The organism is Sphingomonas sp. J344 (assembly GCF_024700005.1).
Lineage (GTDB): Bacteria > Pseudomonadota > Alphaproteobacteria > Sphingomonadales > Sphingomonadaceae > Sphingomonas.
The window spans coordinates 1,814,754-1,831,637 of record NZ_JAJONB010000001.1 but is presented as its reverse complement, the minus strand read 5'-3'; the positions used below and the strand labels follow the sequence as shown (position 1 = coordinate 1,831,637).

Here is a 16,884-nt window from a genome sequence, read left to right as displayed (position 1 = left end):
TTCGCCATGTTCCTCAAGGGCAAGTCCGCCATCGTCACCGGCTCCACCTCCGGGATCGGCCTGGCCATCGCCAAGGCGTTGGCAGCAGAGGGCGCGAGCGTGATGATCAACGGGTTCGGCGACGCGGATGCGATCGAAACCGAGCGCGCGAGCCTTGCGGGGATCAGCGGGGCGATGGCGCTCTATGACGCTGCCGACATGAGCAAGCCCGACGCGATCTATGCGATGGTCGAACGCTGCCATGCCGAACTCGGCGGTCCCGACATCATCGTCAACAATGCCGGCATCCAGCATGTCGCGAAGATCGAGGACTTTCCCCCGAGAAATGGGATGCGATCATCGCGATCAACCTGTCCTCGGCGTGGCACATGATGCGCGCCGCCGTGCCGCACATGAAGGCGGCGAAATGGGGCCGTATCATCAACACCGCCTCGGCCCACAGCCTGGTCGCCAGCCCCAACAAGTCGGCCTATGTCGCCGCCAAGCATGGTGTCGCCGGGATCACCAAGACGATCGCGCTGGAAACCGCGACCGACGGCATCACCGTCAACTGCATCTCACCCGGCTATGTCTGGACGCCGCTGGTCGAGAACCAGATCCCCGACACAATGGCCTCGCGCGGCCTGACCCGCGAGCAGGTGATCAACGACGTCCTGCTCGCCGCCCAGCCGACCAAGCAATTCGTCCAGCCGGACGAGATCGCCGCGCTCGCGACCTTCCTGTGCCGCGACGAAGCGCGCTCGATCACCGGCGCGAACTATTCGATGGACGGCGGGTGGACCGCGGCATGACCCGCCCCGCCCTCCTCGCGCTCGTTCTCGGCCTGGCGCTGTCCGCCTGTGCAAAGGACGGACTCAGCCTCGTCGAAACCGCGCCTGAAACCCGCTGGCGCGCGGTCACCACCGATCAGGACCGTGAGCGGCTGCGCAACTGGCGCAAGGCATGGGTCGAAGCGCTCCCCGCCGCGCGCACGGCCGATGGCGGGGCGATCGCTCGCGAAGGCGCCTTGTTCGAACCAGACCGGGCGATGGCCAACGCCATGCCGCCTGCAGGCGACTATCGCTGCCGCACGTTCAAGCTGGGCGCGATACGTCCCGAGTTGCGCGTTTTTGCCGAACGCCCCTGGGTCCGCTGCCGCGTCGGTCGAGAGGGCGAAATGCCGGTCTTCGCGGTGCTGGAGGGTGATCAGCGGCCGTCAGGCACGCTCTACGCCGAAACCGATGCGCGGGTGATCTTCCTCGGCACGCTCGAACTCGGCGACGAAACCACCGCGCTCGCCTACAGCCTTGACCGCAAGCGGGACATGGCGGGCTATGTCGAGCGCGTCGCGATCGGCCGCTGGCGGCTGGTGCTGCCTTACCCCAATTTCGAATCGCAGCTCGACGTGATCGAGATGGTCCCGGCGGGCTAGTCGTTCTTGGTCGTTGCGTCGCGGCCGTGCCGGGTTAGGGTATCGCCATGAAGACGTTCCTCGCCACCGCAACCGCGACCTTCGCGCTCGCCCTTCCCGCCGCCGCCGACAGCGTGCGGGATGCTACGGCACGCGAGTTACCGTCGCTGATGGCGCTCTACCGCGACCTGCATGCCAATCCCGAGATCAGCCTTGCTGAGGTGAAGACAGCCGCCAAGCTCGCCGCCGAGGCGCGCAAGGCGGGCTACACCGTCACCGAACAGGTCGGCGGGACCGGCGTCGTTGCTGTCCTGAAGAATGGCGACGGGCCAGTGGTGATGATCCGCGCCGACATGGACGGGCTTCCGGTCACCGAGGAAACCGGGCTGCCTTTCGCATCGAAGGTCCGCACGCGCACCCCGGAGGGGGTCGAGAGCGGCGTGATGCACGCCTGCGCCCACGACACGCACATGACCGCATGGGTCGGGACGTTGCGCAATCTGGCCGCGATGAAGGACCAGTGGCGTGGGACTTTGGTGATGATCGCCCAGCCGGCCGAGGAGAGCAGCGCAGGCGCGCTCGCGATGCTCAAGGACGGGCTCTACACCCGCTTCCCCAAGCCGACCCACGCGATTGCCTTCCACAACAGCGCCGCGCTGCCCGCAGGCACGATCGGCATCCGCAGCGGCCCGACCTTCGCCAGCGTCGATTCGGTCGATATCGTGGTGAGGGGCGTCGGCGGTCATGGTGCCTATCCCGCGACGACCAAGGATCCGATCGTCCTCGGCGCGCGAATCGTCTCCGCGCTCCAGACTTTGGTCGCGCGTGAGATCGACCCGCTCGATTCCGCCGTGGTCACGGTCGGCAGCTTTCAGGGCGGGACGCGGCACAACATCATTCCGGATCAGGCACTGCTCCTGCTCACCGTCCGCGCCTATACGCCGCAGGTGCGCAAGCAATTGCTCGACGGCATCGCGCGGATCGCCAAGGGCGAGGCAATCGCGGCGGGCGTGCCCGAGGACCGGATGCCGGTGGTGACGATACGCGAACCCTTCACGCCGCCGGCGGTCAGCAGCCCCGGCTTCGCGGGCCAGCTCAGGACGCTGTTCACGACCCGCTTCGGCGAGGACCGCGTTCAGGACATCGCCCCGACCATGGCGGGCGAGGACTTCGGCCGCTACGCGATCGCCGATCCTTCTGTGCAGAGCGTGATCTACTGGGTGGGCGGCGTCCCGCAGGACGCATGGGACAAGGCGCAGGCCAATGGCGGCGCAGGTCTCCCTTCGCTCCACAGCCCGAAATGGGCGCCCGATGCCGAAAAGGTGGTCGGCACCGCTGCGGAAGCAATGACCGCAGCGGCGCTGGATGTGATGAAACGCTGACCCGGCGCTCCTGCGAAGGCAGGAGCCCAGAGCCAAATCTGAATCGCTCCGTAACTAGCGCTATTCCGCCTCGGCCTTCTTCTTGGCCAGCTCCGCCTCCTTCTCGGCATCATAGCCAGTCGAGGGTGGCGCATGGTGCGAATGCACCGGCTGCGTCGTCGCAGGCGGGTCCGAAGCATCCATCGATTCATCCAGCGCGCGATCGAGCCGCGCCTGTTTGCTCTCCGGATTCTTCTCGAGCCGTTCGGCGATACTCTCGTCGGTCCCGGCGTCACCGCGCTTCTTGTCGTCTTCCATTGTCCTGCTCCCAAAGGGGTGGACGTCGAAAACGCGCGCCGGGCGATTCGCGTTCCGCCTCCGAAACGCTGATGGCGCAACGCAGAAAGGCCCGGCCATCGCTGGCCGGGCCTTCCCGATTTCCCAAGCCTGTCGCAGCGATCAGTCGCGCGACGTGCCGAAGATGCTGAGGATGAACTGGAACATGTTGATGAAGTCCAGATACAGGCTCAGCGCGCTCATGATCACGACCTTGCCGACCATGTCGGTGCCCGCGACATAGGCGTACATGCTCTTGATCCGCTGCGTGTCATAGGCGGTCAGGCCCGCGAAGATCAGCACACCCGCGATGCTGATGATCAGCGCCATCATGCTCGACTGGGTAAAGATGTTGATGATCGACGCGACGATGATGCCGATCAGGCCGACGATCAGGAAGCTGCCGAACCCGGTCAGGTCACGCTTGGTGGTATAGCCATAGAGGCTGAGGCCCACAAAACCCGCCGCCGTCGCGAAGAACGCCTGCGCGACCGACGTGCCGGTGTAGCGCAGCAGCAGCGTCGAGAGCGACAGGCCCATCAGCACCGCGAAGCTCCAGAACAGAACCTGCAGCGTGCCGGTCGACATCTTGTTCTGGCCGAAGCTCATTGCGAACACGATCGCCAGCGGCGACAGGATGATCAGCCAGGCGAGCGGCCCGCCATTGGCAAAGACCGAATAGGCCATCGACTGCTCGCCGCCCCATGCGAACATGAGCGCGACGATGCCGCTGAGCAGCACGCCCGAGGCCATATAGTTGTAGACCGAAAGCATGTAGGACCGCAGCCCCGCATCATACGCGGCATCGCGCGTACCTGCGGCCGTCGCGTACGGCGCGGCGGTCGTTTGGGGGTCAGACCAGTTAGCCATCTCAAACTCCTTTGCCCGGCGGTCTCAGATGATCGGCCGCCCGGATGTTATCGAATATCATGGTTCTGCCGACGAGATTCAAGGAAAACCGGCATCGCGGCGTCTGACGAAATGGGTTAATGCCCGCGCGATGCACCGTCTGTTCGTCGCATTGCGCCCGCCACCCGCGATTCGTGACCGCCTCACCGACCTGATGGATGGGGTCGAGGGCGCGCGCTGGCAGGGCGACGACCAGCTCCACATCACGCTGCGCTATATCGGCGAAGTCGATCGCCGCACCGCCGAGGACGTCGCAACCGCGCTGTCGGCGATCCGGTTCGACCTTCCCCCGCTCCGGCTCGACGGCTGCGGCACATTCGACACCAAGGGGCGTCCCAATGCGCTCTGGGCCGGGGTCGCCCCGCGCGATGCGCTCGCGACCCTGCACAAGAAGATCGACCGCGCGATGATCCGCATCGGCCTCGAACCCGAGCACCGCGCCTATGTCCCGCACATCACGCTCGCCCGCCTCGCCGGATCGGCGGGACCGGTCGACGGCTTTCTCGCCCGCCACGCCGCGCTGACCAGCCCGGAGTTCACCGTCGATCACATGGCCCTCTACGAAAGCCGCCTCGGCCATGGGGGCGCGAGCTACGAACCGGTCGAGCGCTACGCGCTGACCGCCTAGAGCTCCTGCGCAGGCAGGAGCCCAGAGTCACATGCGATTGGCGTCGCAACCCCGGTGCTCCTGCCTGAGCAGGAGCACCGGCCCGTTACCCCGCCGCGAACACGCCGCATGCGACGCGGTCGCCGCTGTCGCCCGACGGATCGGTTTTCTGGTCGTCCTTGCCGGCATGGACCACGAACGCCGAGCCATCGGCATCGAGCAGCTGCGCCATCGTGCCCGAGCGCAGCGTGAAGCTCAGCGTGCCGCTGCCGTCGTCCGCGACGGTCAGGTTCGGCATGTCGCCGGCATGCGCGCCCTGCGGATTGTCGAGGCCGTGCTGGGTCGACTCAGGATTCCAGTGGCCGCCCGCAGTGGTGAATCCCGGCGCATCGCATTTTCCGGTCATATGGACATGCACGCCATGCTCGCCCGGCGTGATCCCGGTGACCGACACGGTGACCGCCAGTCCATCGGCGGTGGTGGTCGCCACCGCGCTGCCCGCCGCGCTGCCGTCCGCCTTGGTCAGCGTCGCGGTGGCGCTCTCGGCGGTGGCGCTGCCATTTTCGACCGGCAGCACTTCATTGCCCGACATCATCGTGTCGTTTGCGGGCATTGCGGTGTTGGTCGTCTCCGCGCCGCCGCACGCAGCGGTCAGCATCAGCGCGGCAATCGCGCAGCCGGTCCGGATCATCCTTGGTCTCCTGTTGCAAAGGCTCGCGTCGCCAATGAGCGAGCGGGTAAAGGGTTCCGCTTCACGCCCGCGGATGGGCGTTACGGTAGACGTCGAGCAGATGCGCGGCATCGACCGCCGTGTAGATTTGCGTCGAGCTCAGGCTGGCATGGCCGAGCAGTTCCTGCAAGGCGCGCAGGTCCGCTCCACGCCCGAGCAGATGCGTCGCAAAGCTGTGGCGCAGCGCGTGCGGCGTGGTGCGTTCGGGCAGCCCCAGCCGCACCCGCGCCGCGCGCACCGCGCGCCGCACCAGCGCCGGATCGAGCGGCCCGCCCCGCGCACCGCGGAACAGCGGCGCGGCGCTCGCGGTCCCATAGGGGCAGAGTCGCACATAATCCTCCACCGCCGCGCGCACCTGCGGCAATAGCGGCACGATCCGCACCTTGTCGCGCTTGCCCGTGACGCGCAGCGTCTCGCCAAGCGGGAGCGCCGCGCCCGTCAGCCCCATCGCCTCGCCAATTCGAAGTCCCGCGCCATAGAGCAGCAGCAGCACCGCCAAGTCGCGCGCCGCGATCCACGGCTCGCGCGCCTCGTCCGCGACTTCCTCGGCCAGCGCCACCGCCTCGTCGGGCGAAACCGGGCGCGGCACCCCCTTGCGCACCCGCGGCCCGCGCAGCCGGGGCAGCTCCGCCTCCGCGCCCGCCGCAAAGCTCAGAAACGCGCGCACCGCCGACAGCTCCCGCGCGGCGCTGGCATTGCCGATCCCGTCAGTGCGGCGATGCGCCAGATAGGCGCGCAGGTCGGCGGCGCTCACCTTGGCCAGCCCCGCGCGATCCACCGCCCCGCCCCAATGCCCCGACAGAAACGTCATCAACCGCACCGCCGTCGCCTCATAGGCCCGCACCGTATGCGCCGACCGCCGCCGATCCCGCGCGAGATGCGCACCGAACAGCAAAGGCAATGGCTTGTCGTCCATCACGGCAACCTAACCGCCCCCGCGTCGCGCGTCATGGTTCAATCGGCGCGATTTTGTCCCTAAGACCCTCCCCATGATCAACGCCGCCGGCCACCGCCTCGCCTTTCACCACAGCCCCGGCACCGGGCCGACCATCGTCTTCCTGCCGGGCTATGCCTCCGACATGAGCGGGAGCAAGGCGGTGGCGATCGAGGCATGGGCGCAATCCACCGGCCGCGCCTTCCTCCGCTTCGACTATGCCGGATGTGGCGACAGCGAAGGCGCGTTCGAGGATCAGACGCTCGCCAGCTGGCGCGACGATGTGCTGCTGCTTATCGACCGCCTGATCGATGGACCGATCATCCTGGTCGGGTCGTCGATGGGCGGGTGGATCATGCTGCTCGTCGCCAGGGCACGGCCCGACCGCGTCGTCGGGCTGGTCGGCATCGCCGCCGCCCCCGATTTCACCGACTGGGGGTTCACCCAGGCGCAGAAGATGACGCTGCTCAATGAAGGGCGCCTCGAACAGCCCTCCGAATATGCTCCGGAACCGACGATCACTACCCGCGCCTTCTGGTCGTCGGGCGAGGCGAACCGGCTGATGCATGGCCCCATCGACCTGTCCATCCCCGCCCGGCTGATCCACGGCCAGCGCGACCCCGACGTCCCGTGGGAACGCAGCGTCACCCTCGCCGGTCTCCTCCGTTCAGACGATGTGCAGACAATTCTGGTCAAGGACGGCGACCACCGCCTGTCGCGCCCGCAGGACATTGCCCTGATCCTGCGCACCCTTGAGGATCTACTCGCTACGCCATGATGTTCCTGCTCCTCGCTTCCGCCGCCCAGACTGTCGCCGGACCACCCTCGCCCGAGGAGCAGCGCTGGGAACGCTGCGTCGAACTCGCCGTGGACAATCCCGTGCAGGGCATCGCCGAGGCGGATCGCTGGCGGCTGTCGGGGGGGCGTTTCCTCGCCGAGCAATGCCGCGGGATGGCCTATACCCGGCAACAGCGCTGGGTCAGCGCTGGCGGCGCGTTCGAAACCGCCGCGCGCGAGGCCGAAGTCGCGCGCGACCGCCGGGCGTCGAAATATTGGGCTCAGGCGGGCAATGCCTGGCTCGCTGCGGGCGAGGCCGCCAAGGCGCGCTCCGCGCTCGATGCAGCGCTGGCGACCGGCACACTCGAAGGACTGGAACGCGGCGAGGCGCACCTCGACCGCGCCCGCGCCCTCGTCGCATCGGGCGACCTTGCCGGCGCGCGCGGCGATCTCGACAAGGCGCTGGTCCATGCCGCGAAGGACCCGATGGCCTGGCTGCTCTCCGCCAATCTCGCGCGCCGCACCGGCAATATCCCGCTCGCCCGCGACCATATCGCCAGGGCGCTGGAGATGGCCGGCGACGATGCCTCGGTCCAGCTGGAGGCGGGGAATATCGCCGCAGTCGCGCGCGACGAGGCGGGGGCAAAGGCCGCCTGGACCCGCGCCGCGCAACTCGCTCCGGACAGCCCGATCGGCGCATCTGCGCGCGCCGCGCTCCAACAATTTGCCGAGCAGGAATAGAAACCAGGCCCCGCATCCCTATCTCTGGCGCGAACCAGCGACAGGGAAGTCCCATGCATTACCTCCACACCATGATCCGGGTGACCGATCCCGAAGCCTCGATCCGCTTCTTCGAACTCCTCGGCCTGAAGGAGACCCGGCGGATGGAGAGCGAGAAGGGTCGCTTCACGCTGATCTTCATGGCCGCGCCGGGCGATATCGAAGCCGACACGTCCGAAGCCGATGGCCGCCCGCGCGCCGAGGTGGAACTCACCTATAACTGGCCGCCCGAGGACGGCAGCCCGCCCGAGGTCTACACCGGCGGTCGTAATTTCGGCCACCTCGCCTATCGGGCCGAGAATATCTACGAGACGTGCCAGCGACTGATGGACGCCGGCGTCACCATCAACCGCCCGCCGCGCGACGGCCATATGGCGTTCGTGCGCAGCCCCGACGGCATCTCGGTCGAGCTGCTGCAGGCCGGCCATCTCGAACCCGCCGAACCCTGGGCGTCGATGCCGAACACCGGGGTGTGGTGAGCTACCGATGACGGGCATCCTTCATGGCTGGCCCGTCCGGGAATTTTTCAGGCTGACCGGTGCGCAAGTACCGATCATCCAGGCACCGATGGCGGGCGCTGGCGGAGTCGCGCTCGCCGCTGCCGCGATCCGCGGCGGCGCGGTCGGGTCGCTCCCCTGCGCGATGCTGACGCCGGATCAGGTGCACGAGCAAGTGGCGCAGGTGCGCGCGCAGGCGGACGGCCCGCTCAACCTCAACTTCTTCTGCCACGTGCTCGGCGACCCGCCCAATGAGAGCGCGTGGCGCGCGCTGCTCCAGCCCTTCTATGACAAGGAAGGCGTCGGCCCGCCCGAAACCCCGCCTCCGCTGCGCACGCCGTTCGACGATGCGATGTGCCGCGTGGTCGAGGAAGTGCGGCCCGAGATCGTCAGCTTCCATTTCGGTCTCCCGGAACCCGCCCTGCTGGATCGGGTCCGCCGCGCTGGCGCGCTGATTGTCGGTAACGCCACCACGCGCGCCGAGGCCCGCGCCCTGACCGATCAGGTCGATCTGGTCATCGCGCAGGGGTTCGAAGCCGGTGGCCATGCCGGCCATTTCCTCGACGGCTACCGCCCCGAGGGGACGCTGGCGCTGGTACGGCAGGTCGCGCTCGATGCCGATCTGCCGCTCGTTCCTGCGATCGCTGCGGGAGGCATCGCGGATGCGGCGGGTATCGCAGCAGTACTTCAGTTGGGCGCAGGCGCAGTCCAGCTCGGCACCGCCTATCTTCACACGGCCGAGGCGACGATCTCCCCGCCCATCGCGCAGCGCTGCGCAGCGGCGAGACGGTCGTCACCAACCTCTTCTCCGGCGGACTCGCGCGCGGGATACGCAACGCGCTGATCGACGAAATCGGGCCGGTGCATCCTGCCGCCCCGCGCTTCCCCTATGCCTCCGCCGCGCTCGCCGAACTGCGCCGCATGGCCGAGGCGGACGGGCGTGGCGACTATTCCCCGCTCTGGACCGGACAGGCCGCGTCGCTCGGCGCCCCGCTCCCCGGCGAGCCTCCCGAAGGCGCACAGGCGCTCACCGAACGGCTGGCGCGGGAACTTTTCGAACTGCTAGGAGAGTCCGATGATCGAAGTGGTCCGCATCCCAGCGTTAAGCGACAACTATATCTGGATGGCGCATGACCCGGCCTCGGGCGAAACCATCGTCGTCGACCCCGCCGCCGCCGACCCGGTGCTGGAAGGGGCAGCCGCGCGGGGCTGGACGATCACCGCGATCTGGAACACCCACTGGCACCCCGACCACACCGGCGGCAACGCCGCGATCAAGGCCGCCACCGGCTGCACCGTGATCGCCCCCGCCGCCGAATCCGCGAAGATCCCCACCGCCGACCGGCTGGTGGCAGAGGGCGACATGGTGATGCTCGGCACGTTCCAGGCGGAGGTGATCGACGTCCCCGCCCACACCGCCGGCCATATCGCCTACCACCTGCCCGAGGCGGAGATCGTCTTCGTCGGCGATACCTTGTTCGCAATGGGCTGTGGCCGTCTGTTCGAAGGAACAGCGGCGCAGATGTTCGCCAATATGCAGCGGCTCGCCGCGCTCCCGGGCGACACGACGGTCTATTGCGCGCATGAATATACCCAGTCCAACGGCCGCTATGCGCTGGTCGCGGAGCCGGACAATGCGGCGCTGATCGCGCGGATGGCTGAGGTCGATGCGATGCGCGCGCAGGGCCTCCCCACCGTCCCGACCAGCATCGCGCTTGAACGGGCGACCAACCCCTTCATGCGTGCATCATCCGTGGAAGAGCTGGCCGAACGCCGTGCGGCGAAGGACAGCTTTCGCGGCTAGCGCGTCCGCCGGTTCCAGGTCACGACGCGATAGGCCCAGATTGCCGCCGCCACCACAGAGGTGCCGATCGCGACCGGACCGACATAAACCTGCAGCTGCTGGAACTGCGACCCCAGCAGCAGCCCGGCATAGGCCAGCACGGCGTTCCAGATCGCGCTGCCGATGAATGTCGCCGCCAGAAAGCGCGGAATCCCCATCTTTGCCATCCCTGCGGGCAGCGAGATCATCGTGCGGAAGGTGGGAAAGAAGCGGAACACGAACACCACCCACAGCCCGTGCCGGTTAAAGAAGCGGTCGAGCTTCTCGACATCTTCCCAGGTCAGCGTCAGCCAGCGCCCGTGCCGCTCGACGAACGGCCGGATGCGCTCAATCCCGATCCAGCGCCCCACGCCGTACCAGAACATGTTGCCCAGCGTCGTCCCCAGCGTCGCGACGATCAGCAACGGCGTCATGTCCATGTCGCCGCGCGCCACCGCCATCCCGCCAAAGCCCATGATGACCTCGGACGGGATCGGCGGAAACACATTCTCGAGCGTCATCAGGATGAAGATCCCGACATAGCCGCCCCAGGCGATCAGGTTGAGGATGAACTCGGTCATAAGGGGATAACGCTCAAGTCCCCCTCCCGCTTGCGGGAGGGGCTAGGGGAGGGTCTGTCCAAAGGCGAAACGCAGGAGGTTACAGGCCCTCCCCCGACCCCCTCCCGCAAGCGGGAGGGGAGATGCGCCACCCGACGCTCAATCGCGTCCCAGATCATCGCGGCGGTATCGGTCCCGTTGAACCGGTCGATCGCCACGATCCCCGTCGGCGACGTCACGTTGATCTCGGTCAGCCATTCGCCGCCGATCACGTCGATCCCGACAAAGATCAGACCGCGCCGTTTGAGCTCCGGCCCCAGCGCCGCGCAAATCTCGGCTTCCTTCGCGGTCAGTTCGGTCTTCGCTGCGGTCCCGCCGACCGCCAGGTTCGACCGGATTTCGCCCTCGCCCGGCACGCGGTTGACCGCGCCCGCCACCTCGCCATCGACCAGCACGATGCGCTTGTCGCCCTTCGCCACATCGGGAAGGAACGCCTGCACCATATGCGGCTCGCGATAGGCGGTGTTGAACACCTCGATCAGCGACGACAGGTTCGCGCCGTCGGCGTCGATCTTGAAGATCGCCTTGCCGCCATTGCCATGCAGCGGCTTGACCACGATCGCGCCATGCTTCGCCAGAAACGCCTTCGCCTCGTCATAGTCGCGCGTAATCAAGGTCGGCGGCATGAAGCGCGCGAAATCGAGCACCCAGACCTTCTCGGGCGCATTGCGCACGCTGGCGGGATCGTTGACCACCAAAGTCTTGTCGGAAATCCGCTCGAGCAGATGCGTCGCGGTGATATAGCCGAGGTCGAACGGCGGATCCTGTCGCATCAGCACGACATCGACCTCTTCGCCCAGATCGAGCGACACCGGCTCACCGAACTCGAAATGATTCCCCGCGACCCGCTGCACCGTCACCGGGTGCGCCTTCGCCCACACCCGCCCATCGGCATAGTTCAGCGCTTCGGGCGCATAGTGGAACAGCCGATGCCCGCGCGCCTGCGCCGACAGCATCAGCGCAAAGGTCGAATCGCCCGCGATATTGATCGAGGCAAGCGGGTCCATCTGCACGGCGACGGTGAGGGGCATTCGCGGTCCTTTGTCGGCTTCAACGCCGCAAGTAGGGAGCCGGTGGGCGAATGTCACCCGATCCCCTCTAACCAATCCAGGCATTCTCGATATGGCGCGGCCGCACGCCCGGCGCGAGAAGCAGCACATCGACCCGGATATCCTCGCCGTTCGCTGCATAGCGCGGCATCAGATACTCCGCGGCCGCCGCGACCCGCGCGAGCCGCCGCTCGTCGATCGCGAAATCGAGTTCTGACGCCGTCTTGCGCGCCTTCACCTCGACGAACGCCACCAGCCGTCCGCGCTTCGCCACCAGGTCGACCTCCCCCGCCGGCGTCCGCACCCGCCGGTCGAGGATCCGCCACCCCCGCAACCGCAAATACCACGCGGCGCGCGTCTCCCCGTCGCGGCCCGATTGCTCGGCAGCGCGGCGGTCTCTCACCCCTTGAGCTCCATCGCCCGCGCATACAGTGCCTTGCGATCCAGCCCCAGCCGCTTGGCCACCTCGCCCGCCGCCTTCGACACCGGCAGCCGCGTCAGCGCCTCGGCCAGCGCCGCATCCGCATCCTCCGCGCTCGCCGGAGTCGCCTCGCCCGGCGGGGCGACCACGACCACGATCTCGCCCTTCGGCCCGCCCTCGGCATAGCGCGCCGACAATTCGGTCAGCGATCCCGTCACGCATTCCTCGAACTTCTTGGTGATCTCGCGCGCCACCGCCGCCTCGCGATCCCCCAGCCCCTCGGCCAGTGCCGCCAGCGCGGCCGACAGCCGCGGCCCGCTTTCGTAGAAGACCAGGGTCGCGCGCACCCCCGACACTTCGGCAATCGCCTCCGCCCGCGCCTGCTGCTTGCTCGGCAAAAATCCCATGAACAGAAACCGGTCGGTCGGCAGTCCGGCCAGCGTCAGCGCCGCGATCCCCGCGCACGGCCCGGGAATCGTCACCACTGCATGCCCCGCCGCACGCGCGTCGCGCACCAATTTGTATCCGGGGTCGGAGATCAACGGCGTCCCCGCGTCCGACACCAACGCCACCGCCTCACGCTCCATCCGCGCCACCAGCCCCGGCCGCACCGCCTCGGCATTGTGGTCGTGATATGGCGTCATCGGTCGCTTCGCACCCAGATGCCGGAACAACCCCGCTGTCACACGCGAGTCCTCGACTGCAACCACATCGGCGTTCAGGAGTATTTCAGCCGCACGCGGGGAAAGATCGCCGAGATTGCCGATCGGCGTCGCGACGATGTAGAGGCCGGGCTGAAGAACAGAAGTCATTGGGGAACGTCATGGCAGAGGCAGGACTGAAACGCCAACCGGGCATCGCGACCATCGTCCGGGGGATCGTCATCGGCGCGGCGCTCGCGCTGTCGGCCTGCGTCCGCCCCTCAGCCCCGCCGCCGGAGCCGGTGCGGCCGGGACCGACCACGCCGGTCCGCCCGACCACCCCGCCGCCGATCCGCCCCGGTCTGCCCGAGGCGGATACCGAACGGCACCGCGTCGCCCTGCTCGTCCCGCTGTCGGGCACCAATGCCGGGATCGGCCGCAGCCTCGCCAATGCGACCCAGCTTGCGATCCTCGATCTCAAGGCGGACAATGTCCGCATCACGACCTACGATACCGCACTCGGCGCGACCGCCGCAGCGACCCGCGCGCTGGCCGACGGCAACAAGCTGATCCTCGGTCCGCTCCTGTCCGAGGACGCGCGCGCCATCGCGCCGCTCGCCCGCCGCGCCGGGGTACCGGTGCTCGCCTTCTCGAACGACACCAGCGTCGCCGGCAACGGCACCTATGTCATGGGCTATGCCCCCGCCCAGTCGATCGAGCGCGTGGTCGATTATGCCCGGCGCAGCGGCGTCACCGACTTTGCCGGCCTGATGCCGACCGGCCTCTATGGCGACCGCGCCAGCACCGCCTTCCTCCGCGCGGTCGAGGGTGCGGGCGGCAAGGTCACCGCGCTCGAAACCTACAACCGCGGCGCACCGGCGATGAACGCCGCGATCGCCCGCCTCGCTCGCTCGCCATTCCAGGCGGTGCTGATCGCCGACAGCGCCAGCGGCGCGGTCACCGCGATCCCCGGCATCCGCCGCGCCAATGCCAGCGCAAAGGTGCTCGGCACCGAATTGTGGAACAGCGATTCGGGCATTGGCGGGATGACGCCCCTGACCGGCAGCTGGTTCGCCAGCGTCTCCGACACGCTCTACCGCACCTATGCCGCCAAATATCGGGCGCGCTTCGGCGCGGCACCCTATCGCCTGTCGACGCTCGGCTATGACGCGGTGCTGCTCACCGTCCGCATCGCCCGCGACTGGCGCCCCGGCGACGCCTTTCCGACCGATCGCCTGGGCGACAGCGGCGGCTTTGGCGGCATCGACGGCGCGTTCCGCTTCGGCCGCGACGGCGTCGCCGAACGCGCGCTGGAGGTGCAGGAGATTCGCGGTGGCACCACCGTCACGGTGTCCCCCGCACCGCAGGGTTTCGGGCGGTAAGTCAAAAATCCTCCCCGGAACGGGGAGGGGGACCATGCGCAGCATGGTGGAGGGGGCCCGAGGCAAGCGCATCCGTTGCCTCGGGCCCCCTCCGTCAGCGCTGCGCGCTGCCACCTCCCCCGTTCCGGGGAGGGTTTACCGAACCACCTCCCGCAATATCCCCTCCAGTACCGGCATCCCCGCATCGGTAACCCGCAGCCGATCGCCCTCGCGCACGATCAGCCCATGTGCCGCCAGTCGCTCCACCGCATCCAGATCGACAAACCCCGCCCCGATCCGCGCCAGGTCGACGCCCTCGGCCAGCCTTAGCCCCATCACCAGCGCCTCGGTCGCGCGTTCGGCCTTCGTCAGCGCAACCTCCTCCTGCATCCCATGCCCGTTGCGCGCCACCGCGTTCAGCCAGTTCTCCGGCTTCTTGTGGCGCGTGGTCGCCTGCCCCGTCCGCCGCCCATGGGCTCCCGGCCCGACCCCGGCATAATCGGTATAGCGCCAGTAGCTGAGGTTATGCCGGCTCTCCGCCCCGCGCCGCGCATGGTTCGACACCTCGTACAGCGGCAGCCCCGCCGCGCCGGTCAACGCCTGCGTGACGTCCCACAGATCGGCCGCCGCATCGGCGTCGGGGATCACCAGATCGCCCTTCGCCGCGAGCGTCGCAAAGCGCGTCCCCGGCTCGATCGTCAGCTGATACAGCGACAGATGCTCGGTCCCGAAGCTGAGCGCTTGGCGAAGTTCCGTCTCCCAGTCCGCCACCGTCTGCCCCGGCCGCGCATAGATCAGGTCGAAACTCACCCGTCCGAAATGCCGCTGCGCCGTCGCCAGCGCCCCCAGCCCCTCGGCCACGCCATGCGCCCGCCCCAGAAAGCCCAGCGCTTCATCGTCCAGCGCCTGCAACCCCAGCGACACACGGTTCACCCCCGCCGCAGCCAGATCGGCGAACCGCGCCGCCTCGACCGATGACGGATTGGCCTCCAGCGTCACTTCCAGATCGCCCTGCGGCGTCCATGCCGCGACCGCCGCGTCGATCACCGCCGCGACCGTTTCGGGCGGCATCAGCGACGGCGTGCCCCCGCCGAAGAAGATCGATCCCAGCCGCCGCCCGGGCAGCAACGCCGCCTCGTGCGCCAGGTCGGCGAGCAGCGCCTTGCGCCACGCATCCTGGTCCACCACCTCGCGGACATGGCTGTTGAAATCGCAATAAGGGCATTTGGACACGCAGAACGGCCAGTGGACATAGAGCGCCAGCGGTTCGGCATCACTCGGTTGGGAAGCGTTCATCTGGCGCGCGCTATGCGCCGGATTGAGGTCTCACGAAAGATGCTGCTGTTCCCCCTGCTGATCCTCGCCGCCTGCTCGCCCCAGGCCGAAGAACCCAAGCGATTCGTCGAACGCCGGGAGTCGATGGCGCCCGCCCCGCGCGGAGCCGACCGGCTGCGCACCGCGATGCTCGACACCCACAACGCCGCACGCGCCGCTGTGCGCGTACCGCCGCTAAGCTGGGACGAAGGGCTTGCGCGTGACGCCGCCACCTATGCACGCGACCTCGCCCGTCGCGGCGCGTTCGAACATTCAAGGCAACCGCGCGGCCCCGCTGCACAGGGGGAAAATCTGTGGAAAGGCACCCGCAGCGCCTATCGTTACGAAGAGATGGCCGGACATTGGGTCGCGGAAAGGCGCGACTATCTCAACCGCCCGATCCCCAATATCAGCCGCACCGGTCGCTTCGTCGATGCCGGCCACTATGCCCAGATCGTCTGGTCGCGCACCACCCGAGTCGGCTGCGCACTGGCCAGCAACGCACGCGAGGATGTGCTGGTGTGCCGCTATTCCCCCGCGGGGAATGTGATGGGACAGGTCGCGTTGCCTTAACCAACTTCGTCACCCCGGGCTTGACCCGGGGCCCAGCTGCCTTGCCCAACGGATGAAGAAGCGGGGCCCCGGGTCAAGCCCGGGGTGACGATGATTTGGTGGCTCGCGCCTTCAACCGCTCCACCCGCGCGAACGAAGCTTCCTCGCGCCCGAACAGGTAGAATTTCGCCTTCCGCCCCGCCGCCTCGTCGCCCTCCAGCCGCCGCTCCAGCTTGCGGATACCGAAACTGCCCTTGAGGCAGCACACGCACCCGCATGGCGGCGCACCATTCGCGCCGGGCATGTAGCGCCACCCCGTCACCTGCGGCAGCATCTTGAAGCGCAGAATTTCGCTCCGTGCGATCGGCCGCGCGATCGTCACCTGGAAGCCCTCGGGCGAGGACGGCAGCGCCCGCCCACGCTGCACCGCCTTCGACGCCTTGTCCGTCACCCGCGCCGCAGCCGGATCGCGCTGCTCGGCGGCCAGCATCAACGCTACCGCCTCCGCCGCGCGCATCGCCACGGGGGTACCGTTGAAATGCGACACCTCGACCATCTCGTCATCGGGGATCCGGAAATAGACCCCCGCGATCGTCCCGCCGCCCATCCGCCGCAGCTCGCGCAGCCATTGATGCGCGATGTTGAACTCGCGCGTCACCGGCAGCGCATAGATGCGATCGGCGCGCCACCCGTCCTTCTTGACGAAGGCGATCCCCCCGCGCCGGATACCGGGCAGATTGCGGTGACTGGTCAGGTGGACAAAGGTCGCCATTCGCCCACCCT

At 68.1% G+C, this 16,884-nt stretch carries 21 protein-coding genes and 1 pseudogene; 12 read left to right on the top strand and 10 right to left on the bottom strand.

The annotated features are described in order from the left end of the window. The first annotated feature begins 6 nt into the window (after positions 1-6). The 3 genes and pseudogenes from LRS12_RS09335 (at position 7) to LRS12_RS09325 (ending at position 2,772) form a co-directional block, all read left to right on the top strand. A pseudogene (locus tag LRS12_RS09335) lies at positions 7-791 on the top strand (3-hydroxybutyrate dehydrogenase). Continuing rightward, a complete protein-coding gene (locus LRS12_RS09330) occupies positions 788-1,411 on the top strand; it encodes a DUF4893 domain-containing protein (protein ID WP_257844352.1) in 624 nt (207 codons plus the stop codon). The pseudogene LRS12_RS09335 and the gene LRS12_RS09330 overlap by 4 nt, the downstream one beginning before the upstream one ends. Positions 1,412-1,458: 47 nt before the next feature. Continuing rightward, on the top strand, positions 1,459-2,772 hold the full coding sequence (locus LRS12_RS09325) for an amidohydrolase (RefSeq protein WP_257844351.1): 1,314 nt from the start codon (positions 1,459-1,461) through the stop codon (positions 2,770-2,772). 60 nt (positions 2,773-2,832) lie between these two features. Here LRS12_RS09325 and LRS12_RS09320 read toward each other — a convergent pair whose 3' ends face one another. Continuing rightward, a complete protein-coding gene (locus LRS12_RS09320; RefSeq protein ID WP_257844350.1) occupies positions 2,833-3,069 on the bottom strand; it encodes a hypothetical protein in 237 nt (78 codons plus the stop codon). Positions 3,070-3,210: 141 nt separating this feature from the next. Then, a complete protein-coding gene (locus LRS12_RS09315; protein WP_257844349.1) occupies positions 3,211-3,957 on the bottom strand; it encodes a Bax inhibitor-1/YccA family protein in 747 nt (248 codons plus the stop codon). Positions 3,958-4,087: 130 nt separating this feature from the next. Here LRS12_RS09315 and thpR point away from each other — a divergent pair, with 130 nt between their 5' ends. After that, positions 4,088-4,624 (top strand): RNA 2',3'-cyclic phosphodiesterase, encoded by a 537-nt coding sequence (gene thpR, locus LRS12_RS09310; RefSeq protein ID WP_257844348.1) that lies wholly within the window; start codon positions 4,088-4,090, stop codon positions 4,622-4,624. Between the two features lie 85 nt (positions 4,625-4,709). Here the strand turns inward: thpR and LRS12_RS09305 are convergent, their stop codons facing one another. Further along, the gene (locus tag LRS12_RS09305) at positions 4,710-5,294 is read right to left on the bottom strand and encodes a superoxide dismutase family protein (RefSeq protein ID WP_257844347.1); all 585 of its coding nucleotides are present in this window, start codon (positions 5,292-5,294) and stop codon (positions 4,710-4,712) included. Between the two features lie 61 nt (positions 5,295-5,355). Then, positions 5,356-6,249, bottom strand: a complete 894-nt coding sequence (locus LRS12_RS09300) for a tyrosine recombinase XerC (protein WP_257844346.1) — start codon at positions 6,247-6,249, stop codon at positions 5,356-5,358. Between the two features lie 73 nt (positions 6,250-6,322). On the opposite strand from LRS12_RS09300, the gene LRS12_RS09295 reads away from it, so the two are divergent. Genes LRS12_RS09295 through gloB form a run of 6 tightly spaced genes read left to right on the top strand, consistent with a single transcriptional unit; the run spans position 6,323 to position 10,125 of the window. Beyond that, entirely contained in the window at positions 6,323-7,045 is a 723-nt protein-coding gene (locus LRS12_RS09295) for an alpha/beta fold hydrolase (protein WP_257844345.1), read from the top strand. Continuing rightward, positions 7,045-7,785, top strand: coding sequence for a hypothetical protein (locus LRS12_RS09290; protein WP_257844344.1), 741 nt, complete (start codon positions 7,045-7,047; stop codon positions 7,783-7,785). Before LRS12_RS09295 ends, LRS12_RS09290 begins: the two co-directional genes overlap by 1 nt. A 53-nt stretch (positions 7,786-7,838) precedes the next feature. After that, positions 7,839-8,303 (top strand): VOC family protein, encoded by a 465-nt coding sequence (locus LRS12_RS09285; protein ID WP_257844343.1) that lies wholly within the window; start codon positions 7,839-7,841, stop codon positions 8,301-8,303. Between the two features lie 7 nt (positions 8,304-8,310). Continuing rightward, on the top strand, positions 8,311-9,165 hold the full coding sequence (locus LRS12_RS09280) for a nitronate monooxygenase family protein (RefSeq protein ID WP_257844342.1): 855 nt from the start codon (positions 8,311-8,313) through the stop codon (positions 9,163-9,165). A 17-nt stretch (positions 9,166-9,182) separates the two neighbouring features. Beyond that, positions 9,183-9,455 carry a hypothetical protein gene (locus tag LRS12_RS09275; protein ID WP_257844341.1) on the top strand — a complete coding sequence of 91 codons (273 nt, stop codon included), beginning with the start codon at positions 9,183-9,185 and terminating at the stop codon, positions 9,453-9,455. After that, complete coding sequence (gloB, locus tag LRS12_RS09270) at positions 9,397-10,125, top strand: hydroxyacylglutathione hydrolase (RefSeq protein ID WP_257844340.1); 729 nt, start codon at positions 9,397-9,399, stop codon at positions 10,123-10,125. Before LRS12_RS09275 ends, gloB begins: the two co-directional genes overlap by 59 nt. Here gloB and LRS12_RS09265 read toward each other — a convergent pair. The 4 genes from LRS12_RS09265 to rsmI all read right to left on the bottom strand — a co-directional run bounded on the left by LRS12_RS09265 (position 10,122) and on the right by rsmI (position 13,045). Further along, positions 10,122-10,724 carry a DedA family protein gene (locus LRS12_RS09265; protein ID WP_257844339.1) on the bottom strand — a complete coding sequence of 201 codons (603 nt, stop codon included), beginning with the start codon at positions 10,722-10,724 and terminating at the stop codon, positions 10,122-10,124. The two genes, gloB and LRS12_RS09265, sit on opposite strands and share 4 nt — an antisense overlap. Continuing rightward, positions 10,721-11,794 carry a glutathione synthase gene (gene gshB / locus LRS12_RS09260; RefSeq protein ID WP_257844338.1) on the bottom strand — a complete coding sequence of 358 codons (1,074 nt, stop codon included), beginning with the start codon at positions 11,792-11,794 and terminating at the stop codon, positions 10,721-10,723. Before gshB ends, LRS12_RS09265 begins: the two co-directional genes overlap by 4 nt. 67 nt (positions 11,795-11,861) lie before the next feature. After that, positions 11,862-12,215 (bottom strand): YraN family protein, encoded by a 354-nt coding sequence (locus LRS12_RS09255; RefSeq protein WP_257844337.1) that lies wholly within the window; start codon positions 12,213-12,215, stop codon positions 11,862-11,864. Further along, the gene (gene rsmI / locus LRS12_RS09250) at positions 12,212-13,045 is read right to left on the bottom strand and encodes a 16S rRNA (cytidine(1402)-2'-O)-methyltransferase (RefSeq protein ID WP_257844336.1); all 834 of its coding nucleotides are present in this window, start codon (positions 13,043-13,045) and stop codon (positions 12,212-12,214) included. The genes LRS12_RS09255 and rsmI overlap by 4 nt, the downstream gene beginning before the upstream one ends. An 11-nt stretch (positions 13,046-13,056) precedes the next feature. On the opposite strand from rsmI, the gene LRS12_RS09245 reads away from it, so the two are divergent. After that, positions 13,057-14,256 (top strand): penicillin-binding protein activator, encoded by a 1,200-nt coding sequence (locus tag LRS12_RS09245; RefSeq protein ID WP_257844335.1) that lies wholly within the window; start codon positions 13,057-13,059, stop codon positions 14,254-14,256. A gap of 135 nt (positions 14,257-14,391) precedes the next feature. Here the strand turns inward: LRS12_RS09245 and hemW are convergent, their stop codons facing one another. Next, positions 14,392-15,531 (bottom strand): radical SAM family heme chaperone HemW, encoded by a 1,140-nt coding sequence (gene hemW, locus LRS12_RS09240; RefSeq protein WP_257844334.1) that lies wholly within the window; start codon positions 15,529-15,531, stop codon positions 14,392-14,394. Positions 15,532-15,570: 39 nt separating this feature from the next. Between hemW and LRS12_RS09235 the strand changes: the two genes are divergently transcribed. After that, positions 15,571-16,122: a CAP domain-containing protein gene (locus LRS12_RS09235; protein WP_257844333.1), complete on the top strand. Its 552-nt coding sequence runs from the start codon at positions 15,571-15,573 to the stop codon at positions 16,120-16,122. Between the two features lie 73 nt (positions 16,123-16,195). Here LRS12_RS09235 and LRS12_RS09230 read toward each other — a convergent pair whose 3' ends face one another. Beyond that, complete coding sequence (locus tag LRS12_RS09230) at positions 16,196-16,873, bottom strand: hypothetical protein (RefSeq protein WP_257844332.1); 678 nt, start codon at positions 16,871-16,873, stop codon at positions 16,196-16,198. Positions 16,874-16,884: the final 11 nt, after the last annotated feature.